General features: G+C 77.2%; 28 protein-coding genes. 14 read left to right on the top strand and 14 right to left on the bottom strand.

Annotated elements, in window-relative coordinates:
- The first annotated feature begins 17 nt into the window (after nt 1-17).
- The 3 genes from def to cobM are packed head-to-tail and all read left to right on the top strand — an operon-like array spanning nt 18 to nt 2502.
- A complete protein-coding gene (def, locus tag ASG41_RS10810; RefSeq protein ID WP_056293777.1) occupies nt 18-575 on the top strand; it encodes a peptide deformylase in 558 nt (185 codons plus the stop codon).
- Nucleotides 572-1765 (top strand): bifunctional cobalt-precorrin-7 (C(5))-methyltransferase/cobalt-precorrin-6B (C(15))-methyltransferase, encoded by a 1194-nt coding sequence (locus ASG41_RS10805; RefSeq protein ID WP_056293772.1) that lies wholly within the window; start codon nt 572-574, stop codon nt 1763-1765. The genes def and ASG41_RS10805 overlap by 4 nt, the downstream gene beginning before the upstream one ends.
- Nucleotides 1762-2502, top strand: coding sequence for a precorrin-4 C(11)-methyltransferase (gene cobM / locus ASG41_RS10800; protein WP_056293769.1), 741 nt, complete (start codon nt 1762-1764; stop codon nt 2500-2502). Before ASG41_RS10805 ends, cobM begins: the two co-directional genes overlap by 4 nt.
- 44 nt (nt 2503-2546) lie before the next feature.
- On the opposite strand, the gene ASG41_RS10795 is transcribed toward cobM, so the two are convergent.
- On the bottom strand, nt 2547-3638 hold the full coding sequence (locus ASG41_RS10795; protein ID WP_056293765.1) for a cobalt-precorrin-5B (C(1))-methyltransferase: 1092 nt from the start codon (nt 3636-3638) through the stop codon (nt 2547-2549).
- Between the two features lie 20 nt (nt 3639-3658).
- On the opposite strand from ASG41_RS10795, the gene ASG41_RS10790 reads away from it, so the two are divergent.
- From ASG41_RS10790 to ASG41_RS10780, 3 genes are all read left to right on the top strand, one after another.
- On the top strand, nt 3659-4378 hold the full coding sequence (locus ASG41_RS10790) for a cobalt-precorrin-6A reductase (RefSeq protein WP_200938826.1): 720 nt from the start codon (nt 3659-3661) through the stop codon (nt 4376-4378).
- On the top strand, nt 4375-5010 hold the full coding sequence (locus tag ASG41_RS10785) for an HAD hydrolase-like protein (RefSeq protein WP_235564718.1): 636 nt from the start codon (nt 4375-4377) through the stop codon (nt 5008-5010). Before ASG41_RS10790 ends, ASG41_RS10785 begins: the two co-directional genes overlap by 4 nt.
- Nucleotides 5011-5129: 119 nt before the next feature.
- Nucleotides 5130-5744, top strand: coding sequence for a PilZ domain-containing protein (locus ASG41_RS10780; RefSeq protein WP_157519264.1), 615 nt, complete (start codon nt 5130-5132; stop codon nt 5742-5744).
- Here the strand turns inward: ASG41_RS10780 and ASG41_RS10775 are convergent.
- Genes ASG41_RS10775 through ASG41_RS10755 form a run of 5 tightly spaced genes read right to left on the bottom strand, consistent with a single transcriptional unit; the run spans nt 5731 to nt 11562 of the window.
- Nucleotides 5731-6957: an MFS transporter gene (locus ASG41_RS10775; RefSeq protein ID WP_082556777.1), complete on the bottom strand. Its 1227-nt coding sequence runs from the start codon at nt 6955-6957 to the stop codon at nt 5731-5733. The two genes, ASG41_RS10780 and ASG41_RS10775, sit on opposite strands and share 14 nt — an antisense overlap.
- Nucleotides 6958-7006: 49 nt before the next feature.
- A complete protein-coding gene (locus ASG41_RS10770; RefSeq protein WP_056293755.1) occupies nt 7007-8542 on the bottom strand; it encodes a precorrin-2 C(20)-methyltransferase in 1536 nt (511 codons plus the stop codon).
- A complete protein-coding gene (locus ASG41_RS10765) occupies nt 8539-9168 on the bottom strand; it encodes a precorrin-8X methylmutase (RefSeq protein ID WP_056293751.1) in 630 nt (209 codons plus the stop codon). Before ASG41_RS10765 ends, ASG41_RS10770 begins: the two co-directional genes overlap by 4 nt.
- Entirely contained in the window at nt 9165-10313 is a 1149-nt protein-coding gene (gene cobG / locus ASG41_RS10760) for a precorrin-3B synthase (protein ID WP_056293748.1), read from the bottom strand. The genes ASG41_RS10765 and cobG overlap by 4 nt, the downstream gene beginning before the upstream one ends.
- 13 nt (nt 10314-10326) lie before the next feature.
- A complete protein-coding gene (locus ASG41_RS10755) occupies nt 10327-11562 on the bottom strand; it encodes an MFS transporter (protein WP_056293745.1) in 1236 nt (411 codons plus the stop codon).
- Nucleotides 11563-11642: 80 nt separating this feature from the next.
- Between ASG41_RS10755 and ASG41_RS10750 the strand changes: the two genes are divergently transcribed.
- Nucleotides 11643-11966 (top strand): tetratricopeptide repeat protein, encoded by a 324-nt coding sequence (locus tag ASG41_RS10750; RefSeq protein ID WP_056293743.1) that lies wholly within the window; start codon nt 11643-11645, stop codon nt 11964-11966.
- Between the two features lie 2 nt (nt 11967-11968).
- Here the strand turns inward: ASG41_RS10750 and ASG41_RS10745 are convergent, their stop codons facing one another.
- Complete coding sequence (locus ASG41_RS10745) at nt 11969-12511, bottom strand: TIGR03086 family metal-binding protein (protein ID WP_056293740.1); 543 nt, start codon at nt 12509-12511, stop codon at nt 11969-11971.
- A gap of 37 nt (nt 12512-12548) precedes the next feature.
- Here ASG41_RS10745 and ASG41_RS10740 point away from each other — a divergent pair, with 37 nt between their 5' ends.
- Nucleotides 12549-13373: an AraC family transcriptional regulator gene (locus ASG41_RS10740; RefSeq protein ID WP_056293738.1), complete on the top strand. Its 825-nt coding sequence runs from the start codon at nt 12549-12551 to the stop codon at nt 13371-13373.
- 67 nt (nt 13374-13440) lie between these two features.
- Here ASG41_RS10740 and ASG41_RS10735 read toward each other — a convergent pair whose 3' ends face one another.
- Genes ASG41_RS10735 through ASG41_RS10720 form a run of 4 tightly spaced genes read right to left on the bottom strand, consistent with a single transcriptional unit; the run spans nt 13441 to nt 18152 of the window.
- Entirely contained in the window at nt 13441-14643 is a 1203-nt protein-coding gene (locus ASG41_RS10735; RefSeq protein ID WP_056293735.1) for a cytochrome P450, read from the bottom strand.
- 11 nt (nt 14644-14654) lie between these two features.
- Entirely contained in the window at nt 14655-15623 is a 969-nt protein-coding gene (locus tag ASG41_RS10730; protein WP_157519262.1) for a PDR/VanB family oxidoreductase, read from the bottom strand.
- 49 nt (nt 15624-15672) lie between these two features.
- Entirely contained in the window at nt 15673-16410 is a 738-nt protein-coding gene (locus ASG41_RS10725) for an IclR family transcriptional regulator (RefSeq protein ID WP_056293733.1), read from the bottom strand.
- Nucleotides 16407-18152, bottom strand: coding sequence for an RNA polymerase sigma factor (locus ASG41_RS10720; RefSeq protein ID WP_056293726.1), 1746 nt, complete (start codon nt 18150-18152; stop codon nt 16407-16409). Before ASG41_RS10720 ends, ASG41_RS10725 begins: the two co-directional genes overlap by 4 nt.
- A 62-nt stretch (nt 18153-18214) precedes the next feature.
- On the opposite strand from ASG41_RS10720, the gene ASG41_RS10715 reads away from it, so the two are divergent.
- From ASG41_RS10715 to ASG41_RS10705, 3 genes are all read left to right on the top strand, one after another.
- Nucleotides 18215-18604: a DUF1801 domain-containing protein gene (locus tag ASG41_RS10715; protein WP_056293723.1), complete on the top strand. Its 390-nt coding sequence runs from the start codon at nt 18215-18217 to the stop codon at nt 18602-18604.
- On the top strand, nt 18601-19437 hold the full coding sequence (locus tag ASG41_RS10710; protein WP_235564717.1) for a putative protein N(5)-glutamine methyltransferase: 837 nt from the start codon (nt 18601-18603) through the stop codon (nt 19435-19437). The genes ASG41_RS10715 and ASG41_RS10710 overlap by 4 nt, the downstream gene beginning before the upstream one ends.
- Nucleotides 19438-19624: 187 nt before the next feature.
- Nucleotides 19625-19999: a hypothetical protein gene (locus tag ASG41_RS10705; protein ID WP_056293720.1), complete on the top strand. Its 375-nt coding sequence runs from the start codon at nt 19625-19627 to the stop codon at nt 19997-19999.
- Nucleotides 20000-20021: 22 nt separating this feature from the next.
- On the opposite strand, the gene ASG41_RS10700 is transcribed toward ASG41_RS10705, so the two are convergent.
- A complete protein-coding gene (locus ASG41_RS10700; RefSeq protein WP_056293716.1) occupies nt 20022-20246 on the bottom strand; it encodes a hypothetical protein in 225 nt (74 codons plus the stop codon).
- An 85-nt stretch (nt 20247-20331) separates the two neighbouring features.
- Nucleotides 20332-21297: an NAD(P)/FAD-dependent oxidoreductase gene (locus tag ASG41_RS10695; RefSeq protein ID WP_056293713.1), complete on the bottom strand. Its 966-nt coding sequence runs from the start codon at nt 21295-21297 to the stop codon at nt 20332-20334.
- A gap of 112 nt (nt 21298-21409) precedes the next feature.
- On the opposite strand from ASG41_RS10695, the gene ASG41_RS10690 reads away from it, so the two are divergent.
- Genes ASG41_RS10690 through ASG41_RS10680 form a run of 3 tightly spaced genes read left to right on the top strand, consistent with a single transcriptional unit; the run spans nt 21410 to nt 22628 of the window.
- On the top strand, nt 21410-21766 hold the full coding sequence (locus tag ASG41_RS10690; protein WP_162245551.1) for a multidrug efflux SMR transporter: 357 nt from the start codon (nt 21410-21412) through the stop codon (nt 21764-21766).
- Entirely contained in the window at nt 21763-22089 is a 327-nt protein-coding gene (locus ASG41_RS10685) for a multidrug efflux SMR transporter (RefSeq protein ID WP_082556776.1), read from the top strand. The genes ASG41_RS10690 and ASG41_RS10685 overlap by 4 nt, the downstream gene beginning before the upstream one ends.
- Nucleotides 22086-22628 carry a TetR/AcrR family transcriptional regulator gene (locus ASG41_RS10680; protein WP_056293708.1) on the top strand — a complete coding sequence of 181 codons (543 nt, stop codon included), beginning with the start codon at nt 22086-22088 and terminating at the stop codon, nt 22626-22628. Before ASG41_RS10685 ends, ASG41_RS10680 begins: the two co-directional genes overlap by 4 nt.
- A gap of 6 nt (nt 22629-22634) precedes the next feature.
- Here ASG41_RS10680 and ASG41_RS10675 read toward each other — a convergent pair whose 3' ends face one another.
- Nucleotides 22635-22925, bottom strand: coding sequence for a hypothetical protein (locus ASG41_RS10675; protein ID WP_056293706.1), 291 nt, complete (start codon nt 22923-22925; stop codon nt 22635-22637).
- Nucleotides 22926-22965: the final 40 nt, after the last annotated feature.

Below are 22965 nucleotides of genomic sequence, written 5' to 3'. Positions count from 1 at the left end.
AACTACGATCGACCCCCATGCGCTTGCCCGGCCGTTACGACGGCGTCGCCCGGCCGATCGTCACCTACGGCACGAACCCGGTGCTGCACGCACCGTGCACCCCGGTGACCGAGTTCGGCCGGGAGCTGCGGCACCTGCTGCTGGACATGTTCGCCTCCATGGAGGAGGCCGACGGGGTGGGCCTGGCGGCCAACCAGATCGGCGTCGACGCGCGGGTGTTCGTCATCGACTGCCCCGACGCCGCCGGTCAGGACGTCGTCGGCTACGTGGTGAACCCGGTGCTCACCGTGCTGGAGCCGGTCGAGGGCGAGCCGGAGATCGAGCGCACGGAGGAGGGTTGCCTGTCGGTGCCCGGCCCCTACGCCGAGCTGGACCGCGCCTTCCGGGCCCGGGTCGACGGCCTGGACGCCAACGGCAAGCCCACCTCCATCGAGGCCACCGGCATGGCGGCCCGCTGCCTGCAGCACGAGTGCGACCACCTCGACGGCACCGTCTACGTCGACCTGCTGCCCGCCGAGCAGCGCGAGCTGCTGCTCGCCGAGGCCGCCGGGCCCGAGGGCCAGCTGCCCGCGTGAGGGTCGTCGTGGTCGGCCTGGGCGCCGACGGCTGGGACGGGCTCCCGCCCGCCTCCCGTGCCGCGGTGCAGGCCGCCGACGTGCTGGTCGGCAGCGCCCGCCAGCTGGACCTGGTGCCCGGTGACGTCGAGCGTCGGCCGTGGCCCTCGCCGATGCTCCCGGCGCTGCCCGGGCTGCTGGACTCCCTCGCCGACCGGGCCGTCGTGGTGCTGGCCTCAGGTGACCCGATGCTCTCCGGCGTGGGCAGCACGCTGGTCCGGCTGCTGGGCGCGGACGCCGTGCGCGTGCTGCCGGCCCCCTCGTCGGTGTCGCTGGCCTGCGCCCGGCTGGGCTGGCCGGTCGAGGACACCGAGGTGCTCACCCTGGTCGGCCGTCCGCCGGAGCTGCTGCACCCCCGCGTCCAGCCCGGCCGCCGGCTGCTGGTGCTCGGCTCGGACGGCGGCACCCCGGCCGCGGTCGCTGCGCTGCTCACCGCCCGTGGCTACGGCCGCTCGACCGTCACCGTGCTGGGCTCCCTGGGTGGTTCGGACGAGTCGGTGAGCACCGGCACCGCCGCCGCCCCGCCGGCCACCACCGACCCGCTCGTGGTCACCGCCGTCGAGTGCCTCGCCGACCCCGGCACCGTGCCGCTGCCCACCACCCCCGGGCTGCCCGACGACGCCTACGAGCACGACGGCCAGCTCACCAAGTCCGAGGTCCGCGCCGTCACCCTGGCCCGGCTCGCCCCCGTCCCCGGCCAGCTGCTCTGGGACGTCGGCGCCGGTGCCGGGTCGATCGGCATCGAGTGGATGCGCAGCCACCCCGCGTGCCGCGCGGTCGCCGTCGAGTCCGTCCCCGAGCGGGCCGAGCGGGCCGGGCGCAACGCCGTGCGGCTCGGGGTCCCGGGGCTGCAGGTCGTCGTCGGCAGGGCGCCGGACGCGCTGGCCGGGCTCGACGCCCCGGACGCCGTCTTCGTCGGCGGGGGCGCCACCACCCCGCTGCTGCTGGACGCCTGCTGGGCCGCGCTGCGCCCCGGCGGGCGGCTGGTGGTCAACGCGGTCACCGTGCAGAGCGAGGCCGTGCTGGCCGAGTGGCACGGCCGCGTCGGCGGCGAGCTGGTCCGGCTCGCCGTCTCCCGCGGCGTGCCCGTCGGCGGCTTCACCGGCTGGAAGGCCGCCATGCCCGTGACCATCTGGAGCTGTACGCGATGACCGTCCACTTCATCGGTGCCGGACCCGGCGCCGCCGATCTCGTCACGCTGCGCGCGGCCCGGCTGATCGCCGCCGCCCCGGTGTGCCTGTACGCCGGCGCCCTGGTGCCCCGCGAGCTGCTGGACACCGCCCCGGCCGGCGCCCGGCTGGTCGACACCGCCGACCTCGACCTGGACCAGATCACCGCCGAGCTGGTCGCCGCGCACGAGGCCGGCCTCGACGTCGCCCGGCTGCACTCCGGTGACCCGTCGGTGTGGTCGGCGATGGCCGAGCAGATGCGCCGGCTGGACGCCGCCGGGGTGCCCTACGACGTCGTCCCCGGGGTGCCGGCGTTCGCCGCCGCGGCGGCCTCGCTCAAGCGCGAGCTGACCGTGCCCGGCGTCGGGCAGACCGTGGTGCTCACCCGCACCTCGGCCCGCTCCACGCCGATGCCGCCGGGGGAGGAGCTGGCCGCCTACGCCGCCACCGGCGCGACGCTGGTGCTGCACCTGGCCGTCCAGCGCCTGGACGTGCTGGCCCCCCAGCTGGCCGAGCACTACGGCGCCGACGGCCCGGTCGCCGTCGTCGCCCGGGCCAGCCGGGACGACGAGCTGGTGCTGCGCGGCACGCTGGGCGACATCGCCGAGCAGGTGCGCGCCGCGGGCGTCGTCCGGACGGCGGTGGTGGTGGTCGGCCCGGTGCTCACCGCCGGTGAGTTCCCCGACAGCCACCTGTACTCCACGACCCGGTCCCGCTGATGTGGAGTGTGGGGGCGCAGGGTCTCTCGCTGCCCACACTCCACTCAGGCGCGGCCCACGACCGTGCCGCCACGGTCGATGACGACCACGTCCACCTCGACCGGGGCGTCGCCCAGCGTGCGGCGGCAGGTCTCCCGGGCGCCCGCGGCGACCAGGTCGCCCAGCGGCAGGCCGGCCGCCTGGCACTGCTGCAGCGCGTCCAGCGCGGTGTTCGCCGCCCGCACACCGGCGACCAGGCCGGCCGACCCGCCGGCCTGCGCCACCAGCTCGGCGAGCGCGTCGGTGGACACCTGGGAGCGCGCGGAGTGCAGGTCCAGGTGGCCGTCGGCGAGCTTGGCCAGCTTGCCGATCCCGCCGGCGATCGTCAGCCGGGGCACCGGGTGGGTGCGCAGGTACTTCAGCACGGCGCCGGCGAAGTCGCCCATGTCCAGCAGGGCGTCCTCGGGCAGCCCGTACAGCGCGGTCACGGTGTTCTCGCTGGTCGAGCCGGTGCAGCCGGCGACGTGGGTGTGCCCGGCGGCCCGGGCGACGTCGATGCCGCGGCGGATCGAGTCGATCCAGGAGGCGCACGAGTAGGGCACGACCACGCCCGTCGTCCCCAGGATGGACAGCCCGCCCAGGATGCCCAGCCGCGGGTTCCAGGTCTGCGTGGCCAGCTCCGCGCCGCCCTCCACCCACACCGTGAGGACGACGTCGCCGGTGCCGCCGTGCCGCTGGGCCACCGCGGCCACGTGCTCGCGCATCAGCCGGCGGGGCACCGGGTTGACCGCCGGCTCGCCGACGGCCAGCGGCAGGCCCGGCTTGGTCACCGTGCCCACGCCCTCGCCGGCCCGGAACACCACACCGCTGCCGGGCGCGCCGTGGGTGACCGTCACCCCGACCAGCGCGCCGTGGGTGACGTCGGGGTCGTCGCCGGCGTCCTTGACCACCGCGGCGGTGGCGCCGGCGCCGGTCAGCTCCTCGCGGGCCAGCGCGAACGCCGGGTGCCGGTCGCGGGGCAGGTCGATGGTGACCGGGTCGGGGAACGCGCCGGTCAGCAGTGCGGTGTAGGCGGCGGTGGTCGCCGCGGTCGCGCAGGCGCCGGTCGTCCAGCCGTGCCGCAGGCCCGTGCTGCCCTCCGTCCCCGCGCTGGTCACCGCTCCATGGTGCCCCCTCGGTGACCGTGCTCGTGCTGGGCGGCACCGGTGAGGCCCGGGCGCTGGCCGCCGCGCTCACCGCGGACGGGGTGCCGGTGACGTCCTCGCTGGCCGGACGGGTGGCCGAACCGGTGCTGCCGGTCGGCGACGTCCGGGTGGGTGGCTTCGGCGGCGCCGACGGGCTGGCCGCCTTCCTCCGCGAGGCCGGGACCAGTGCCGTCGTCGACGCCACGCACCCCTTCGCCGCGACCATCACCGCCAACGCCGCCGCGGCCTGCGCCGAGGTCGACGTGCCACTGCTGCGCCTGCAGCGCCCCGGCTGGAGCGCGCAGCCCGGCGACGACTGGCGCTGGGCCGCCTCGCTGGCCGAGGCCGCCACGATGGTGCACGGCACCGTCTTCCTCACCACCGGCCGGCAGGGCGTCGGCGCGTTCGCCGCGCTGCCGGGGCGGGTGCTGGTCCGCTCGGTGGACCCGCCCACCGAGCCGCTGCCGGCGGGGGCCACGCTGCTGCTGGCCCGCGGGCCGTTCAGCGTCACCGACGAGGTGGCCCTGATGACCGGGCACGGCGTGGACGTCGTCGTCACCAAGGACTCCGGAGGGCACATGACCGAGGCGAAGCTGACCGCGGCGAGGCAGCTGGGCATCCCGGTGGTGCTGGTCCGCCGGCCCGCGCTGCCGGCCGGCGTCGCGGTCGTGCACACCGTGGCCGCGGCACGGGAGTGGGTGGCGTCCCGGTGAGGCTCGTGCTGTTCGACCTCGACGGCACGCTGGTGGACTCCTCGCCCGGCATCCACGCCAGCATCCGGGTCGCCGCCGCCGGACTCGGCCTGCCCGAGCCGACCGCCGACCAGCTCACCGCGATGGTCGGCCCGCCCCTGCAGGACGGCTTCGCCGCCGTCTTCGGGCTCACCGGCACCGACGTCGACCGCGCGGTGGAGGCCTACCGGGCGCACTACACGGCCGGGGCGATGCTCGAGGCCCCGGTCTACCCGGGGATCGCCGAGCTGCTCGGGTCGCTGGGCGACGCCGTCCTCGCCGTCGCCACCAGCAAGCCCGAGGCCTTCGCCCGGCGGATCCTGGACCACGTCGGGCTCGCCGACGCCTTCGCCGGCGTGCACGGGGCGACCATGGACGGCCGGGTCCGGCACAAGCAGCAGGTCGTCGGCCTCGCCCTGGCCGCCCACCCCGAGGGGGAGCGGCCGGTGCTCGTCGGCGACCGCGCGCAGGACGTCGTCGGCGCCCGGGTGCACGGCCTGCCCTGCATCGGCGCCGGCTGGGGACCCGCTCGTCCGGGCGAGCTCGTCCAGGCCGGCGCGGCCGTCGTCTGCGCCACCCCGGCCGACGTCCCGGCGGCGCTGGCCGGGCTCTGACCCCGAGGCTGTGACCCCCCTGGGTGATCACCCGTCCGGCGACTGTTCCCGGCCCCCTCCGACGCCGATGACCTGACCAGCGGGACGACACGTTCCGGAATGGGTCAGGAGGTGTGCGCGTGCTGTCAGGTGCCGACCTGCCGATGCCGGGGACGTCGGTCGACGTCGTCGTCGACGGACGGGTCGTGACCGGCCGGGTGGAGCAGCTGCGTCCCACCGGCCTGGTCGTCGAACTGGCTGCCGACCTGCCCGGCGACGGCTCCGTCGAGCTGTCCTGGCCCGAACCGGCCGGGTTGCGCGTCGTGCGGGCCCGGCGGGGCGTGCGCTGGGCGACCCGCACCGGCGTCCGGTGGCAGCTGGTGCCCGACGGCCCCTCCCGGCCCGTGGAGGGCGGTGACGCCGTCCGCGCGCCCCTGCGGCTGCGGGTCCGGGTCACCGACCGGGACACCGGCGCCGCCACCAGCGGCCGGACGACGGACCTCAGCGAGACCGGCCTGCGCTGCCTGCTCGCCCCGGCCGACCGGGCACCCCGCGCCGGTGCCGCCGTCGACGTGGGGCTCACCCTGCGCGGCACCGTCTTCCCGCTCCCGGGGCGGCTGCACCGGGTGCTGCCCGCCGAGGGCGGGTGGGACGTCGTCGTCGCCTTCGACGAGCTGTGCCCCAGCCTGGCGGAGCTGCTCCGCGCCCAGGTGTCCGCTGCCCTGCGCGAGCAGTGGCGGCTCAGCCTGCCGTGACGCGCTCGGGCACCGGCACGGCCACCGGTGCCGACCGGCTGTGCAGCACCAGCCCGACGACCGCGCTGAGCGCCAGCACGATCACCGCCGCGCCGTAGACCTGCGCCGTCGTCGTCAGGCCGACGTGGGTGGCGGCCACGCCCGCGACGATGGCCGGGATGCTGAAGGCCAGGTAGCTGACCGTGAACACCGCCGACAGGAGGCCGGCGCGCTGGGCCGGGGCGACACCGCGGGTCACGGTGGCCATGGCGCCCAGGAAGGCCGACCCGAAGCCGAACCCGGAGACCACCGCGGCGACGAAGAACGCGGCCAGCGACCCGGTGGCCAGGGCCGCCACCGTGCCGGCGACCCCGACGGCGAAGACCAGCGCCCCCGAGACCATCCCGCGGGTGGGCTCCAGGCGCTGGGTGGCCAGCGACCCCACCAGACCGGTGCCGTTGAGCGCCAGGATCACCAGGCTGCCCACGACGTGGTCCTCCACCCCGTAGACCCCGGCGACCAGCGACGGGCCCAGCGAGGCGTAGAGCCCGCCGAGCGCCCAGGTCGCGGCCAGGCAGGGAAGCACCACGGCGAACGCCCGCCGGTTCTCCCGCGGCACGTGCACGCTGGGGCGCAGCGACGCCCAGGCCCCCGGGGCCCGCGGCGAGGACTCCGGCAGCGCCACCCACACCGCCACCGCGGCCACCAGGAAGAGCACCGCCAGGACGCCGAACACCCACTCGGTGGGCGAGGCCAGGAACTGCACGGCCACCCCGGCCCCGACCGCGCCCGCCGACAACCCGAAGCCCGGGGACGCCGAGTTCACCAGCGGGCCCAGCGGCCGCTCGGGGCGCTGCAGGTCCAGCAGCGCCGCGCCGAACGCGCCGGTCATCGCCCCGGTGGCCAGGCCCTGCACCACCCGGGCGGCCAGCAGCCAGCCCACGCCGTCCGCGGCGAGGAACAGCCCCATCGCCGCCGCCTCCAGCACCAGCGCTGCGGCCAGCACCGGCCGCCGTCCGACGTGGTCGCTGAGCGCGCCCACCGTCAGCAGCGCCACGAGCAGTGCGAACGCGTACACGCCGAACACCACGGTGATCACGCCGGAGGAGAACCCGAACTCCTCGGCGTACACCCGGTAGAGCGGCGAGGGCACCCCGGAGGCCGCGAGCACCAGGACCAGCAGCACCGCCACCGACCAGAACGCCGCAGGGCGGGAGAGCTGCTGGTTGCGCACAGCAAGCACCAAGCGGGGGTGGGGGCGATGTGTTCCCGCCGTCGACGGGTCAGTCGGGGTAGTGGCGGCTGGTGTAGACCTGGCCGCTGGCGGTCACCCTGGTCTGGGTGCTGCCGATCATGACCAGGCAGCGCATGTCGACGGTGCCGGGGTCCAGGGCGCCCAGGGTGGTCACGGTCAGGGACTCCTCGGGGCCGCCGACGTCGCGGCCGACGACGACCACGGTGTCGGGGGAGCGGACCTCCAGCAGGGCCTCGCGGGCGTCGAAGAGCTGCTGCGGGCGGGCCTTGGAGCGCGGGTTGTACAGCGCGATGACCAGGTCGGCCTGGGCCGCGTGGCGCAGCCGGTCCAGCACGACGTCCCAGGGCTTGAGGACGTCGGACAGCGACAGGACGCAGAAGTCGTGCCCGAGCGGGGCGCCCACGCGGGAGGCGACGGCCTGGGCGGCGGTGATGCCGGGCAGCACCCGCACCGGGACGTCGGGGAAGTCCGCGGCGGCCACCTCGAGCACCGCGGCGGCCATCGCGAACACGCCGGGGTCACCGGAGGAGACCACGGCCACCCGGCGGCCGGAGCGCGCCATGGCCAGTGCGGCGGCGGCGCGCTCGGCCTCGACCCGGTTGTCGCTGGGGTGCTTGACCTGCCGCGGGTTGGCCGCCACCCGGTCCAGGTAGGGGCCGTAGCCGACCAGGTCGTCGGCCTCGGCGAGCGCGGCGGCGGCCTCGGGCGTGAGCCAGTACCGGGCCCCGGGGCCGAGCCCGACGACGGTCAGCGCCCCGCCCCCCGCCGGCGGCGACGGGAGCTCGACGTCCCGGTCGGCGACCAGGGGGAGGGCCTCCACCGCGGGGACGGCGTCGTTGCCCGGGCCGAGCAGCTCCGAGGGCAGCAGCGCCAGGGAGAAGTAGGGCACCGTGTCCGGGTCGACGTCGGCCAGCGGCAGCACGCGCTGCCGGTCGGTGGTGGCCCGCTCGACGTAGAAGGCCCGGTCCAGCACGCCGGCGGCCTCGAAGGCCTCCCGGACGGCGGGGAAGGTGCGGCCCAGCTTCATCACCGCGGCGGAGTCGGTGGTGGCCAGCCACTCGGCCAGCTCGTCGGCGGGCAGCGTGCCGGGCAGCACGGTGAGCACCTCGTCACGCTCGACCAGCGGCCGGCCCAGCACCGCGGAGGCGCCGCTGACGCTGGTCACCCCGGGCACCACCTCGGTCGGGTACCGGTGCGCGAGGCGCTTGTGCATGTGCATGTAGGAGCCGTAGAAGAACGGGTCGCCCTCGGCGAGGACGACGACGTCGCGGCCGGCGTCCAGGTGGGCGGCCAGCCGGGCGGCGGCGGTCTCGTAGAACTCGTCGATCGCGCCCTGGTAGCCGCCGGGGTGGTCGGTGGTCTCGGTGGTGACCGGGTAGACCAGCAGCTCCTCGATCTGGCCCTCGCGCAGGTGGGGCTCGGCCAGCCCGCGGGCCACCGAGCGGCCGTGCCGCGCGGAGTGGAAGGCGACGACGTCGGCGGCACCGATCAGCCGGGCCGCCTTGACGGTGACCAGTTCGGGGTCGCCGGGGCCCAGGCCGACGCCGTAGAGGCGGCCGGTCATTCGGCGGTGCTCGCCAGCGCGTTGACCGCGGCGGCGGTCATCGCCGAGCCACCACGCCGGCCGCGGACGACGAGGAAGTCCAGGTCGGAGGCGGCGAGGGCCTCCTTGCTCTCCACGGCGCCGATGAAGCCGACCGGGATGCCGACGACGGCGGCCGGGCGGGGGCCGCCGGCGGCGACCATCTCCAGCAGGTGGAACAGCGCGGTGGGGGCGTTGCCGATGGCGACGACGGCGCCCTCGAGCTTCTCGCCCCACAGGTGCAGGGCCGCGGCGGTCCGGGTGGTGCCCATCTCGCGGGCCAGGTCCGGGGTGCGCGGGTCGTTGAGGGTGCAGACGACCTCGTTGAAGGCCGGCAGCCGTTTGCGGGTCACCCCGGCGGCCACCATCTGGGCGTCGCACAGCACCGGTGCGCCCAGGTCCAGGGCGGCCCGGGCCTTGCCCACGACGCCCTCGGACCAGGCGACGTCGGAGACCAGGTCGACCTGCCCGCAGGCGTGGATCATCCGCACCGTCACCTGGGCGACGTCGGCCGGCAGCGAGGCCAGGTCGGCCTCGGCCCGGATGGTCGCGAAGGACTGCCGGTAGATCTCGGCGCCGTCGTGCTCGTACTCGTACTGCTGGGTCACACCGCTCCGATCGTGTAGCCGTCACCGGTGGCGACCACGTCCAGCGCGCCGGCCGGTCGTCCGCAGCGACGCTCGCAGCCGGCCCAGTGCTGGCGCGCACCGTCTCCCGGCAGTGTGCCCGCAGCGACCGCGGCCGCCGCATCCGCCCGGACGTCGGCCCTCGACTTCGCGCACCCCGGCCGCCCGGCGCAGGCGGTGACCTGCAGCCACGGGCTGTCGGCGTCGAAGACGAAGCCGGTGCGGTACAGGTCGACCGCGGCGTCGTCGACGGCGTCCTCGGCCAGGTCGGGGACGACGACGCTGCGCCACGGGGTCAGCTGGACCTCCTCGGCCAGCCGGGCCAGCAGGTCGGCCTGGCCCGCGCCCATCAGGCCCAGGGGCAGGACGCCGATGAGCGCCGTCCGGCCGTCGGGCTGGGTGGCGGCGCCGACCGGACCGACCAGCGGCGCCCCGGGCACCGCGACCACGGGGCCGGGGGTGCCGACCCGGGCGGCGACCCGGGACGGGCCGTCGGCGAGCTCGGTGATCCGCCAGGCCTGCCCGCCCTGGGCGGCCAGCTCGGCGAGCAGGGCGTGGGCGGCGGCCAGCAGCAGGGCGACGGCGTCGGCGGGGGTGGCGCGCAGGCCGGAGTCGGCGCCGGCCAGGGTGAGGGCGACGTCGTCGGGGGACAGGGCGAGGAGGCCGACGTCCCCACCGAGGCCGACGACGTCGCCGCGGCCGTCGTCCAGGGTGACCAGGAAGCGGCCGGGCAGGTCGGCCAGCGCGGGGGCGCCGAGCAGCCCGGAGTCGAGCTCGCGGACCCACGGCCGGGCGTCGAGGTGGCCCCCGGGGGAGCGGCCGGTGACCGCGCTGGCGAGCACGTTGCGGACCCGCTCGTGCGTGGTGGAGGGCAGCAGCCCGACGGCGGCCAGCCGGTCGCCGAGGTCGGTGTCGACGGCGAGGCCGCGCAGCTGCAGGTTGCCGCGGCTGGTCATCTCCAGGTGACCGTCGCCCAGCTCGCGGGCGGCGGCGGCCAGCGCGCGCAGCTGGGGGGCGGACAGCAGCCCGCCGGGGACCCGGACCCGGGCCAGCTCGCCGTCGGCGGCGGTGTGGGTCTGCAGGGCGCCGGGGCAGGCGTCGGGACGGTCGCGGTGCGGGGTGCTCATGACCCCCGCCAGGCTACGTGCGGGGGCGGCGGGCCAGCAGCACGACCACCGGCACCAGCAGCACCGCGGCCGCCCCGGCGACGGAGACGAAGCCACCGGCGGACAGCACCGGCCCGGCCAGTGCACCGGCACCGGCGCCGGCCAGGCCCATGACCAGGTCCGACGTGCCCTGCACCGACGTCCGCACGTCGGCCGGCACCGACTCCGACAGCAGCGTCGAGCCGGCGACCAGCGCGGCCGACCAGCCCAGCCCCAGCAGCAGCATCGAGACGGTGACCCAGCCGCGGGCGGCGGCGTCGGCCAGCCCGCCGACCAGCAGCGCTGCGGCCAGCAGGCCCACCCCGAGGGAGATGGTCGCGACCCGGCCGGCCCGGTCGGCCAGCCAGCCCATCAGCGGGGAGGCGGCGTACATGCCGGCGATGTGCACGCTGATCACCAGCCCGACGACCTGCAGCGAGGCGCCGCCGTGGCCCAGGTGCACCGGCGTCATCACCATGACGCCGACCATCACCGCGTGCCCGGTGGCGACGGCGGCGAGCCCGAGCCGGGCCCGGGGGACGGCGAGCACCACCCGCAGCGTGGCCAGCACCGACGTCCGGGCCGGTGCGGGTGCGCCGGGTCCCGCGACGACGAGCGGGTCCGGGCGCAGCAGCAGCCACACGACCAGGGCGCCGGCGGCGAAGGACACGGCCGAGAACAGGTAGGGCCCGGCCAGGGCGGGCAGCCCGAGGGTGGTGCCGACCCGGCCGCCCAGCCCGGACAGGTTGGGGCCGAGTACCGCGCCGGCCGTCGTCGCCCAGACCACGACCGACAGCGCGCGGCCACGGGTCTGCGCGGTGGCCGCGTCGGTGGCGGCGTAGCGGGCCTGCAGGCCCGAGGCGGTCGCCCCGCCGAAGAGCAGCAGCCCGGTGACCAGCAGCACGAACGAGCCGATCACCGCGGCCAGCACCACCAGCCCGGCCCCGGCCAGGCCCAGGCCGTAGCCGGCGGCCAGCGCGGGACGCCGGCCGCGGGCGGCCGCGAGCCGAGCCATCGGCACCGCGAGCCCGGCCGCACCCAGGACCGTGGCGGTCTGCGCCAGCCCGGACAGCGCGGTCGACCCGGACACCTGCTCGGCCAGCAGGCCGCCCACGGCGATGCCGCTGGCCACCCCCACGCCGCCCAGCACCTGGCTGCCCACGAGCACCGGCACGGCACGCCGCCGGGCCCGTTCGCGCTCGGTGGGCGGGGTCTCGACGGTGCGGGTCACGAGGGGGATCCTGCTCCTGAGCGGCCGGGAATGCGGCGGGCGTCGTCGTGTTGCACCGACCGCCTGAGAGGAGGCCACCGATGACCACCATCGACCTGCACTCCGAGTACCTCCGCGCCGAGCTGTTCCTGACCAGCGGCCAGCCCACCGAGGCGGTGGCCATCCTGGCCCCGGTCGTGGCCGAGTACCCCGAGGACGTCGCCGTCCTCGAGCTCCTCGGGCGGTCCTGCTTCGAGTCCGCCCAGCTGGCCCGCGCCGAGCAGGCCTTCGGGCAGCTCGTCGAGCTGGCCCCGGCCGACGGCTGGGCCCGCCGCGCGCTGGCCCGCACCCTGGAGCGCCAGCACCGGGGCGCCGAGGCGGCCACCCACCACCGGGTCGCCGACGCCCTGGGCGCCGCGAGCTGAGGTCAGGCCCGGCGTCCCAGCCGGGCCAGCACCCGGGTCTGCCGGTCGGCGTCCGCGTCGGCCGGCAGGGCCGGTGCGCAGATGCCGTCCATGTGCAGGGCCTCGCCGAAGGAGTCCGCGCCGCTCTCGGTGCGGTCCAGCTCGGCCTCGGTGAGCGCGTCGTCCCCACCGGTGGCGCGGGCGACGTCCCAGCGGTGCACGACCATGTCCCACACGTAGAACTGCTCCAGCGTGGCGCCGACCGTGGTGGGGCCGAAGAACCCGTCGTAGCCCCGGCCCACCAGCTCGTCGGTGAGCAGCTCCCGCACGCGGCCGGAGTGGGCGCGGAAGGCCGCGGCCGGGTCGTCGGCAGCAGGTGCCGGCCCCACGTCGGCGCCGTGCGTGGTCAGGAGCTCGCGCTGGGTGTCCACCACGTGGGCGACGACGTCGCGGGCGGTCCAGCCCTCGCACGGTGAGGGCCGCGACCAGGCATCGGCGGGGACGGCGTCCAGGACGGCGGACAGGGCGCGGGCGGTGGCCTCGTAGGAGGCGGCGGTGTCGGTCACGTGACCACCCTGGCCGACTGCGGCAGGCTGGGTCTTGATGGAACCCGACAGGTCGCCCGACGCGATCGAGCGGGCGCACCTGCGCGCGCCCGACGACCGCTCGCACGCGATGTACCGCTACGCCCCCGACGCCGGCCTGGCGCCGCTGGTGCAGCGGTTCTGGGTGCCGGTCTGGTCGGTCCCGGCCGGTGCGGAGTCCGTCCAGCAGGTGCTGCAGTACCCGGTCGGGCTGCTCGTCGTGGCGCCGGACTACGCGCGGTTCTACGGCGTGGTCACCGGCCTGTCGACGACGACGCTCACCGGCGACGGGTGGGCGGTCGGGGTGATGCTGACGCCGGCCGCGGGCGCCCTGGTCGCCGGCGGCCCGATGCACGGGCACACGGATCGACGTGTCGACATGTCGACGGTGCTGGGTGGTGCGGGCACCGAGCTGACCGCGCGGGTCCGGGCCGCGATGGCGCCCGACCCGCACGCCGAGGGCGCGCACCGGACCGCGATGGCGGCCTTCGGCGACGTGCTGCGCCCACTGCTGCCGGTCGACGCCGAGGGGGAGCTGGTCGACCGGGTCGTCGCCCTGGTGGAGAGCCGCCCGGACCTGCTGCGGGTCGCCCAGCTGTGCGAGGAGACGGGGCTGTCCGAGCGGGCCCTGCAGCGGCTGCTGCACCGCCGGCTGGGCCTGACCCCGAAGTGGCTGGTGCAGCGCCGCCGGCTGCAGGAGGCCGCCGAGCGGCTGCGCTCCGGGGACGCCCCGCTGGCCGAGACCGCGGCGGTGCTCGGGTACGCCGACCAGGCCCACTTCGTGCGGGACTTCTCCCGGGTCACCGGCACCACGCCCGGCCGCTTCGCCGCCCGCTACCGCTGACCGCCCCGGCATGGGATCCCCCGCATACGGCGTGAGCCCTCTGCCGTATGCCGGGGATCCCATGCCATCAAGCGGTGAGGCGCACCGGCAGCGACTCCCAGGCGCGCAGCGTGTTGTTCAGGTGCCGCACCGGGGCGCCGGTGAGCTTCAGCCGGGTCACCCGGGCCAGCAGCGCGGTCAGCAGCGACTCGGCCTCCAGCCGGGCCACGTGCTGCCCCACGCACTGGTGGATCCCCATCCCGAAGCCGACGTGCCCGGAGGGGTCCCGGGTGAGGTCGAAGCGGTCCGGGTCGGCCCAGTGCCGGGGGTCCCGGTTGGCCGCGGCGAAGAACACCAGCACCTTCTCCCCGGCCGGGACGACGCCGTCCCCGACCGGCACGTCGCGCACCGCCGTCCGGAAGAACGCCTGCACGGGGGACTCCCAGCGGACCGCCTCGTCGAAGGCGACCCGGACCAGCTCGGGCCGGGCGCGCAGCGCCTCCCAGGCGCCGGGGGTGACGGCCAGGGCGTGCAGCAGCGCCCCGATGCCGTGCACGGTGGTGTCCACGCCGGCCGTCAGCAGCGACCGGACGACGAGCGGGGCCTGGGCGTGGGTGAGGTCGCCGCGGTCCGCGGCGGCCCAGACGTCGGCGCCGAACCCGACCGGGGACAGGTTCTCGCGCAGGCACTGCTGCCCGACCCAGCCGGCGTGCTCGGCCATCCGTTCGTTGCCGGCCAGCACCCGTGGGTTGTCCGTGGGGCCGAAGGCGTTGAAGGCGTGGTCGCCGTAGGGCAGCAGGTGCTCCCGGCCCTCCCGGCCCAGCCCCACGGCGTCGGGGAAGACCCGCAGCGGGAAGGCCTCGGCCAGCGTGGGGACGGCGTCGACCTCGACGCTGCCCCCGGCGAGCAGGTCCTCGACCAGCCGGTCGGCGTCGGCGGCCCAGTCCGCGCGCAGCCGGCGCAGGGCGCGCGGGCCCAGGATCCCGGCCAGGACGGTGCGCGGGGCGTCGTGCGCGGGCGGGTCGGCCTCCAGCAGCAGGGACGGCGGGCGCCACGGCGTCTCCCGCCGGAAGTTGGTCAGCCCCACCCCGGCGGCGGACTCGAAGGACTGCCAGTCCGACAGCAGCGCCCGGACGTCGGCGTACCGGGCCACGGCGAAGGTGTCGTACCGCGGCAGCCGGACCAGCGCCCCGGCGTCCCGGAGTGCGGCGTGCGCCGGCAGCGGGTCGCGCAGCACGTCGTCGGCGAAGGGGTCCAGGTCGAGCTCGGGCGGGGTCGCGACGGCGGTCACGGCGGGTCCTCTCACAGGTCCAGCACCAGGCGGTCCCCGCGGGAGCGGGAGACGCAGACGTACATGCAGTCCCCGGCGGCCCGGTCGGCGTCGTCGAGGAGGGAGTCGCGGTGGTCGGGCTCGCCGGCCAGGACGGCGGTCTCGCAGGTCCCGCAGGTGCCCTCCCGGCAGGAGGACAGCACGTCGACGCCGACCGACCGCACCGCCTCCAGCACGCTCACCCCCGGCGTCACGACGACCTCGGTGCCGGTGCGGTCCAGGACCACGGTGAACGGGGTGTCCCGCACGGGGGCGCCCTGCTCCCGGGCCACGAAGCGCTCGGTGCGCAGCACGTGCGGCGGGAGGCCGCACCCGGCCAGTGCGTCCAGCAGCGGCGGGGGGCCGCAGGCGTAGACCCGGGTGTCGGGGTGGAGCCCGTCGACCAGGTCGCGCAGGGGGAGCAGGCCGACCTCGTCCTGGGGGAGCACCGAGACCCGGTCGCCGTACCGGGCCAGCTCGTCGAGGAACGCCATGGAGGCCCGGGTGCGGCCGCCGTAGACCAGCTGCCAGTCGATGCCCTGTGCTCCGGCGGCCGCGACCATCGTCAGCAGCGGGGTGATGCCGATGCCGCCGGCCACGAAGAGGTAGCGCTGCGCGGGGCGCAGCGGGAAGGCGTTGCGCGGACCGCCGACGCCGACCAGGTCGCCGACGGCCAGCTCGTCGTGCACCCAGGCCGACCCGCCGCGGCCGGCCGGCTCGCGGAGCACGCCCACCCGGTGGTGGTGGGCGTCCCGGCGGTCCCCGCACAGCGAGTACTGCCGGGTGTCCCCGGTGGGCAGCACCAGGTCCACGTGGGATCCCGGCGTCCAGTCCGGGAGCCGGCCGCCGTCGGGGTGCGCCAGGGTCAGCGTCACGACGCCGTCGGCGACGACGGTCTTGTCGGCGACCCGCAGGGCCACCGCGTGCCGGTCGGCGGTGCGGGCGGGGGCGGGGGCGGTCATGGGGGGGAGCATGACCGGGATCACGTGACCGCGGACATGCCGTTCTCGCTCAGCGAGAGGGCAGCTGTCGCCCGATGCCGCGGGCGGCGGCCCGCAGCGCGGGCACCTGGGTCCGCGCCTCGGCGTCGTTGGGCACCACCACCGCGAGGGCGGCCACGACCGCCCCGGACGGCGACCGCACGGGGACGGCGATCCCGCAGGCGTCGCGGTGGATGTGCCCGGGGCAGGACACCACGCCCTCACGGCGCACCTGATCCAGGGTCGCGCGCAGCCGCGCCGCGGTGGTGATCGTCTCCCGGGTGAACGCGCGCAGCGGTCCGGCCAGGGTGCGTTCCTGCAGCTCGGCCGAGGCGTGGGCGAGCAGCACCAGGCCCGAGGAGGAGGCGTGCAGCGGCAGCCGGCCGGCGATCCGGGTGTGGTTGACCACCGCGCCCGGCGCGGACAGCCGCTCCAGGAAGAGCACCTCGGCGCCGTCCAGCACGCCGAGCTGGGTGTGCTGGCCGACGACGGCGTGCAGGTCCTCCATCAGCGGCATGGCCACCTCGCGCAGCGACAGCGCCGGCGAGGCCCGGGCGCCCAGCTCCCACAACCGCAGACCCAGCCCGACCCGCCGGTCGGTGTCCCGGCGCAGCAGCCCCAGCTCGACCAGCTCGGCGACCAGCCGGGACGCCGTGGCCACGTGCAGCCCGGCCCGCCGGGCGATCTCGGAGACCCCCAGCGTCGTCTCCCCGGGCCGGAAGGCGTCCACCACCCGCACCGCGCGGCTGACGACGGACTCGCCGGTCACGAGCTGAGGAGGTCCGCGCCCTCGCGGGACACGGCGCCCAGGGCACCGTCGGCGGCGAACCCGGTCAGCGCCTCGGCGTCGGCGATGACGTAGCCCCAGCCCCGGGTCAGCCCGACGTCGACCGTGGCCCCGCCTGCGGCGGGCGACAGCTGCACGGCGACGCCCGGCGGTGCGGCCACCAGCACGGTGACCCCGAACGTCGACCCGTCGCCGGCGTAGGCCGAGCACCGGGCGGCGACGGTCAGCGTCGCCGGGTCGGTGCCCGGCGGGTGGCCGGTGCTGCCGCAGCGGCCCGTGCTGATCGACCCGGCCCCGAAGGTCGCCCAGGCCGTCGTCGTCACGACGGCACCGCCGGGCAGCACAGCGGCGAGGGTGACCGCGTCGGCCGTCGTGCCGCCGGCCTGCGGGTAGGTGCCGGCGCCGAGCACGGTGACGGCGAGCTCGGTGGGGAGCCAGCCGGTGGCGGCGGTGACCGGGTCCAGGGCCAGGTCGACCTCGACCGCGGAGACCGCGGGGTCCCCGGACCGGGAGTCCGGGCCGTCGGGCGGGGCGGTCTCGGCGCCGTCGACCGCGTTGAGCTCGACGAGCGGCCCGCCGTTCGCGACGGGCGGCGCGGTCCGCAGGACCTCGTTGTCGCGCACCACCCGGACCCGGGCCGCCCGGGCGTCGGACCGGACCGGGACGACGCCGACGCCCTCCTCGTCCAGCTCGACGGGGGTGAACGTGCGCGCCGCGGTCCCGTCGGGGAGCACGTCCAGGCCGGGGGAGACCTCGATCTCGTCGCCGGGGGTGGTGAGCACCAGGACGGTGTCGGCCGGGCCGGTCGGGTCCGCGGTGAGGCCGACGGCGATGACGGCCGGGACGCCGGAGTCCGCCGACGTCGTGGTGGCGAGCTGCTGGACGGGGGTCCCGGCCGGGCCGGTGCGCACGATGACGGCGGCTCCGCCGTCGCCCTGCTGGAGCAGCACGACCGCCCGGACGCCGTCGACGTCCCCGGCGTAGACCACCTCGGGAGGGGCGGGGTCCCGGCCCAGGTCGACCGAGGGCGGACCGGTGTCCTCCAGCGCGGCGGCGAGGAGGTCGGCGTCCCCGGCGAGCGAGCCGCGCACGGTGGTCGTCAGCCCGGCCGCCGGCTCCGGGGCGGGCGCGGGGTCCGGGAGGACGTCGGGCAGCACGACGGTGCCCACCGCCAGGGCCGCGGCGACCGCGACCGCCAGTCCGGCCCGCCGCCACCGCCGGGAGCGCACCCCGGCCACCTCGAGCGCCGCGGTCCCGTCGGTCAGCACCGAGGTGTCGCACTGGCCGGCCAGCACGTCGAGCCGGGCCGGCAGGTCCCCGCCCAGCCCGGCCTCCGCGGCGTCGGGGTCGACGCCCGGGACCAGCGCGGTGACCCGGTCGGCGGGCAGCCCCTCGTGCCGGCGCAGCACGACCGCCGTGCGCTCCGCCGGAGTGAGCCGGTCCAGCGCCGCTGCCGTCGCGCGGGCGGACTCGACGTCGGCGGGTGAGGACCACCAGGGCGTGGCCGACGTGCCGGTGACGGTGCCCTCGCCGCGCACCCTCCGGCGCAGGTGCGCCCGGACGAGCCCGGCCACCGCGCGGGAGCGGTCGTCCTCGCCGGGCCCGGGTCGGGCCAGCCCGCGGGCCAGCAGCTCACGGGCGGCGCCGTCGGACCCGGTCAGCAGGTAGGCGGTCGGGAGGAGGGCGCGCCACTGCTCGACGACGAACCGGTCCGGGCTGGGCACGCGCACAGTGAACCCCCGCCGCGGGGTGCCGGCGAGGCACCGACGCGTGCGAGGGTGCGCGGGTGCCTTCCTCCGAGGCCGGGACGACCGAGGTCGACGCCTGGCTGGCCGCCCTGGACGACCCCTTCCGGGACGCCGTGGTGGCCTTCCGTGCGGAGTTCCTGGCCGCCGTGCCGGGCCTCACCGAGCGGATGGCCTGGAACGCGCCGAGCTTCGCCCGGGACGGCGTGGACCGGGTGACGTTCCGGCTGCACCCCCGCCAGGTCTGCCAGCTCGTGCTGCACTGCGGGGTCCGGCCGCGCGAGCAGGCCCCGCCGGTGGTCGCCGACCCGCTGGGGCTGCTGGTCATGCGCACCCCCGACCGCGGCGTCATCGGCTTCCCGACCCCCGCGGACCTGACCGCGCGGCAGCACGACGTCGTCGCGCTCGCGGCGGCCTGGACGGCGGGGTGAGCGGGGACCACGCGGGGCCGGTCGACGCCGTGGACGAGGCGGTGGACGAGGCGGTGGACGAGGCGGTGGACGCGGCGGTGGTGGCCCGGTTGCGCGCCGCCGGCTGCGTCTTCGCCGAGGACGAGGCGGCGCTGCTGACCGGCGCGGCGCGGGGGCCCGAGCTGGCGGAGCTGGTGGCCCGCCGGGTGGCTGGTGAGCCCCTGGAGCAGCTGCTGGGCTGGGTGGCGTTCTGCGGCCTGCGGGTCCGGCAGGACCCCGGGGTGTTCGTGCCCCGCCAGCGCACCGCCCTGTTGGTGGAGCTGGCGGTGGCCCGCGGCCGGGCCGGGGCGGTCGTGGTGGACCTGTGCTGTGGCTCGGGCGCGGTGGGGTTGGCGGTGGCCGCCGGGCTGCCCGGGGCCCGGCTCACCGCCGCCGACCTGGACCCCGCCGCGGTGGCCTGTGCCCGGCGCAACGTCGAGCCCGCCGGCGGGCGGGTGGTCGCCGGCGACCTGTTCGACGCGTTGCCGGCCGACCTGCGCGGCCGGGTCGACCTGCTCTGCGTCAACGCGCCCTACGTGCCCACGGCCGCCATCGCCGGCATGCCCCCCGAGGCCCGCGACCACGAGCCCCCGGTCGCCCTGGACGGCGGTCCCGACGGCCTGGACCTGCACCGCCGGGTCGCCGCCGGCGCTGCGGCCTGGGTCGCCCCCGGGGGGCGCCTGCTGCTGGAGACCAGCGACCGGCAGGCCGCCGGGACGGCGGCCGCGGTCGCCGCAGGCGGGTTCGCCGTCGAGGTGGTGGCCGACGACGAGCGGGGCGCCACGGTCGTCGTGGGGACCCGACCGCCGGGCTGACGACACCAGGGTCGACGGGTGTGTTTGGCGGCGCGTCCGGCGGTGTACACCTCTCCCATCAGCGCGGCTTACACCGTAGGGCGCGTTGTACGGGATGCGGTGGCGCACGGCCCATCCGTTCGCGGCCGTCGTGTCGAACGTCGTCCGACCCCGGGTGCCCCGTGCCCCCACGACCCCAGGAGCAGCAGTGTCCGTCCGCCCCGAGGAACGCGACCCGGCCCGGCTCACCACCCCGGTGACCGGCGAGACGGTCTTCGGCACCTCGGTGCCGCAGGGGTCCATCACGGTGGAGGACGGCGTCCTGGTGCTGGTCGGGGACGTCGACACCCAGCTGTGCCAGGTGTGGGCCGCCCAGCGCCCGGCCGGCCTCGAGGTGCAGGCCGTGGACGCCCGCCGGGTCACCTTCCTGGGCAGTCCGGGCCTGTCGCTGCTGGCCGGTCTGGCCCAGGGGCGCTCCGAACGGCTCCCGCTGTGGACCACCAGCCGCGTGGTCCTCCGTCCGCTGCAGATCACCGGCCTGCTGGCCCTGTTCGACGTGCACGAGGACGACCCGGCCGGCTGACCGGCCCCGCCCGGCCGCGGGGTCAGGCTCCGGTGGCCACCGCTGCGGCGTCGTTGACCGCACCGCAGGCGACGCACCGGAGCAGGGGGGCGTCGGCGGCCATCGGGCGCCGGGCGTGCGCGAGCTCGGCCCCGCAGGACCCGCACAGCAGCCGGTGGCCCGCGTCGCGGCCGCGGGGGAGCGAGGTCAGCACCGTCCGCGACGGGTCGAGGGCGGTGACGACGGGCAGCCGGTGGTCGGCGGACACGGGGACTCCAGGTCTGGGAGCTGTGGGTCCGGCCGGTCGACCGATCTCCCGCTGATCCTCCCCCGCGGGCGGGCGGGGTGCCCGGTCAGGCGGCCCGCGCCGCCCGCGCGGCCTCGACGGCCAGCCGGGTGTCCTCCCCGATCAGGTCGGCGTTGACCTGGGCGCCGGCCCACAGCCCCGCGGCCATCGAGGTGACCACCTGGGCGTTGACCGCGGTGACGTTGCCGGCCACCCACACGCCGGGGACGGCGGTCGCGCCGGTGTCCGACGCTGGTACGGCCCGGCCCAGCACCTGCCCGGCCATCAGGACGTCCTCGGTGACCAGGCCGAGGGAGACCAGGACGTCGTCCTGCGCGACGACGGGCCCGGCGGCGACCACGACGGCCCGCGGCACCACCTCGCCGCCGACCAGCCGGACGCCGCTCAGCGCGTCGTCGGTCACCTCCAGCGACGCCACGACGCCCTCGACCAGCCGGATCCCGCGGGCGGCGAGCTGCTCGAGCTCGTCGGCGCCGGGGAGCTGCTGCTCGTGCACGAAGAGCACGACGTCGGCGGTCCACTGTCGCCACATCAGGGCCTGGTGCACCGCCAACGGAGAGGTGGCGAGCACGCCGACGGCCTGGTCGCGGACCTCCCAGCCGTGGCAGTACGGGCAGTGCACGACGTCCCGGCCCCAGCGCTCGCGCACCCCGGGCACGGTGGGCAGCTGGTCCACCCCGCCGGTGGCGACGAGCAGGCGGCGGGCGTGCACCTCGGTGCCGTCGGCCAACCGGGCCGCGAACCCGCCGCCGGGCTGCGCCGTGGCGGAGACGACCCGCCCGTCCTGCACCCGGACGCCGACCTCGCCCACCTCGGCGCGGCCGCGCGTCAGGATCTCCCGCGGGGAGCTGCCGTCCTGGCCCAGCACGTTGTGCGCGTGTGCCGCCGGGGCGTTGCGCGGCTGGCCCGCGTCGACGACCAGGACCGACCGCCGGGCGCGGCCCAGCGCCAGCGCCCCCGCCAGCCCCGCCGGGCCACCGCCCACCACCAGCACGTCCACGGTCTCTCTCACGGTCTGCCTCCTCGGGTCCTCGCGACCCCTCCGGCCGCTCCGCCACCGTGCACCAGGGCGAGCCGGGTCAGCACGTTCCTTTGCCGGAACAGCACGTGAAAAGATGTGGGACATGCGTCCCAGCAGATCGGCCTGGCTGCTGCTGGGTGCCGTCGTGACCGAGGTGGCGGGCACCCTGGCACTGCGGGTGTCCGAGGGCTTCACCGCTCCGCTGCCCACGCTGGGGACGCTGGTGGGGTACGGCGTCTCGCTGTGGCTCTTCGCCCGCGCCCTGGACGGCGGTGGCCTCACGTTGGGCGTCGCGTACGCCACGCTGACCGGTCTCGGGCTGGCGGCCGCCACCGCGGCCAGCACCTTCGTCTTCGGCGACCCGCTCACCGCGGTGCAGCTGGTCGGGCTGCTGGTGCTGGGTGCCGGGGTCGTCGTCGTGCAGACCACCGGACCGGCTGCGGCCGGGGAGCCCTCGTGAGCGGCGTCCAGCTGGCCTGGCTGCTCGGCGCCATCGCCGCCCAGGTGGTCGGCATCGGTTCCCTGCGTGCCTCGGCGGGCTTCCGCCGGACCGGCTTCGCCGTGCTCACCCTGCTGGGCATCGGGGCGTCCGTGGCGTTGATGGCCCGGGCGCTGGACGCCGGGCTGCCGCTGGCGGTGGGCTACGGGATCTGGTCCGGGTCGGGCATCGCGCTGGCGGCCCTGGGCGGGGCGGCGGTCTTCGGCGACCGGATGTCCCGCGGGCAGCTGGCCGGGGTCGCGCTGATCGTGGCCGGTGTCCTCGTCGTGCACGCCGGCGCGTGAGCGACACCGACGGCCGGGTCGCCCGCGGCCTGGTCCGCCGCACGGAGCTGCTCACCGCGACCCGCCGGTTGATCGCGCGCGAGGGCGTGGCCGCCGTCTCGCACCGGTCGGTCGCGGCCGAGGCGGGAGTGCCCAAGAGCTCGGTGGCCTACCACTTCACCGACACCGAGGGGCTGCTCGCCGCCGCGCTGGGTGCGCAGACCGAGGCGCTGGTGGCTGCCCTGCCCGCCGTCCCCGGCGGCGCGGACCCCGGTGGGCTGGCCGACCGGCTGGTCGCGCTGTTCACCGCCGACCGGGACCAGGTGCTGGCCGGCTACGAGCTCTACCTGCTGGCCGCCCGCCGTCCCGGGCTGCGCACGGCCGCCGGCCCGTGGCTGGACCTGTTGACCGGGCTGGCCCGGGCGCACACGAGCGACCCCGACCGGGTGGCCGCGGCCGTCGCGCTGGTGGACGGCTGGTTCGTGCAGCACCTGGTCGGCGGCACCACCCCGGTGGCCGCCGACCTGACCCGCCTGCTGTCCCTCGTCCTGGCCGGCTGAGGCCGGTCAGCCGGTGGCGCGGGCCTGCACGTCGGCCCGGCCGCTGAGCTGGACCCTGCCCCCGTGCACGACCACCAGCCCGGCAGCCGCGAGCTCGTCCACCGCGGCCTGGAGCTCCTCGTGCCGGCCCGCCCAGGCAGCCCGGTCGCCCTGCGCGGGCCGGGGGTTCAGTCGGGCCAGCAGCTCGCGCAGCTGCACCGGCCGGCCGATGTCGGCGAGCGCCCGCAGGCACGTGGTGGCCAGCTGCGAGCCACCCAGGGGGTGACCGGCGGACAGGTGGGCCCCGTGAGCGTTCATCCGGTCACCCTGTCGATGACGCACCGTGGTTGTCCAGCTC

This window comes from Modestobacter sp. Leaf380 (assembly GCF_001424485.1).
In the GTDB taxonomy this organism is placed as follows: Bacteria; Actinomycetota; Actinomycetes; order Mycobacteriales; family Geodermatophilaceae; genus Klenkia.
Note: the sequence above shows the minus strand (reverse complement) of the source record. Positions and strands in the feature narration are given on the sequence as shown.

Bases quoted from the DNA above. Each gene is read 5' to 3' on its own strand.
- ASG41_RS10730 (WP_157519262.1), bottom strand. From the start codon at position 15,623: ATGACCGCCCCCGCCCCCGCCCGCACCGCCGACCGGCACGCGGTGGCC.
- ASG41_RS10770 (WP_056293755.1), bottom strand. From the start codon at position 8,542: ATGACCGGCCGCCTCTACGGCGTCGGCCTGGGCCCCGGCGACCCCGAA.
- ASG41_RS10690 (WP_162245551.1), top strand. From the start codon at position 21,410: ATGCGTCCCAGCAGATCGGCCTGGCTGCTGCTGGGTGCCGTCGTGACC.
- ASG41_RS10750 (WP_056293743.1), top strand. From the start codon at position 11,643: ATGACCACCATCGACCTGCACTCCGAGTACCTCCGCGCCGAGCTGTTC.
- def (WP_056293777.1), top strand. From the start codon at position 18: ATGCGCTTGCCCGGCCGTTACGACGGCGTCGCCCGGCCGATCGTCACC.
- cobG (WP_056293748.1), bottom strand. From the start codon at position 10,313: ATGAGCACCCCGCACCGCGACCGTCCCGACGCCTGCCCCGGCGCCCTG.
- ASG41_RS10675 (WP_056293706.1), bottom strand. From the start codon at position 22,925: ATGAACGCTCACGGGGCCCACCTGTCCGCCGGTCACCCCCTGGGTGGC.
- cobM (WP_056293769.1), top strand. From the start codon at position 1,762: ATGACCGTCCACTTCATCGGTGCCGGACCCGGCGCCGCCGATCTCGTC.
- ASG41_RS10740 (WP_056293738.1), top strand. From the start codon at position 12,549: ATGGAACCCGACAGGTCGCCCGACGCGATCGAGCGGGCGCACCTGCGC.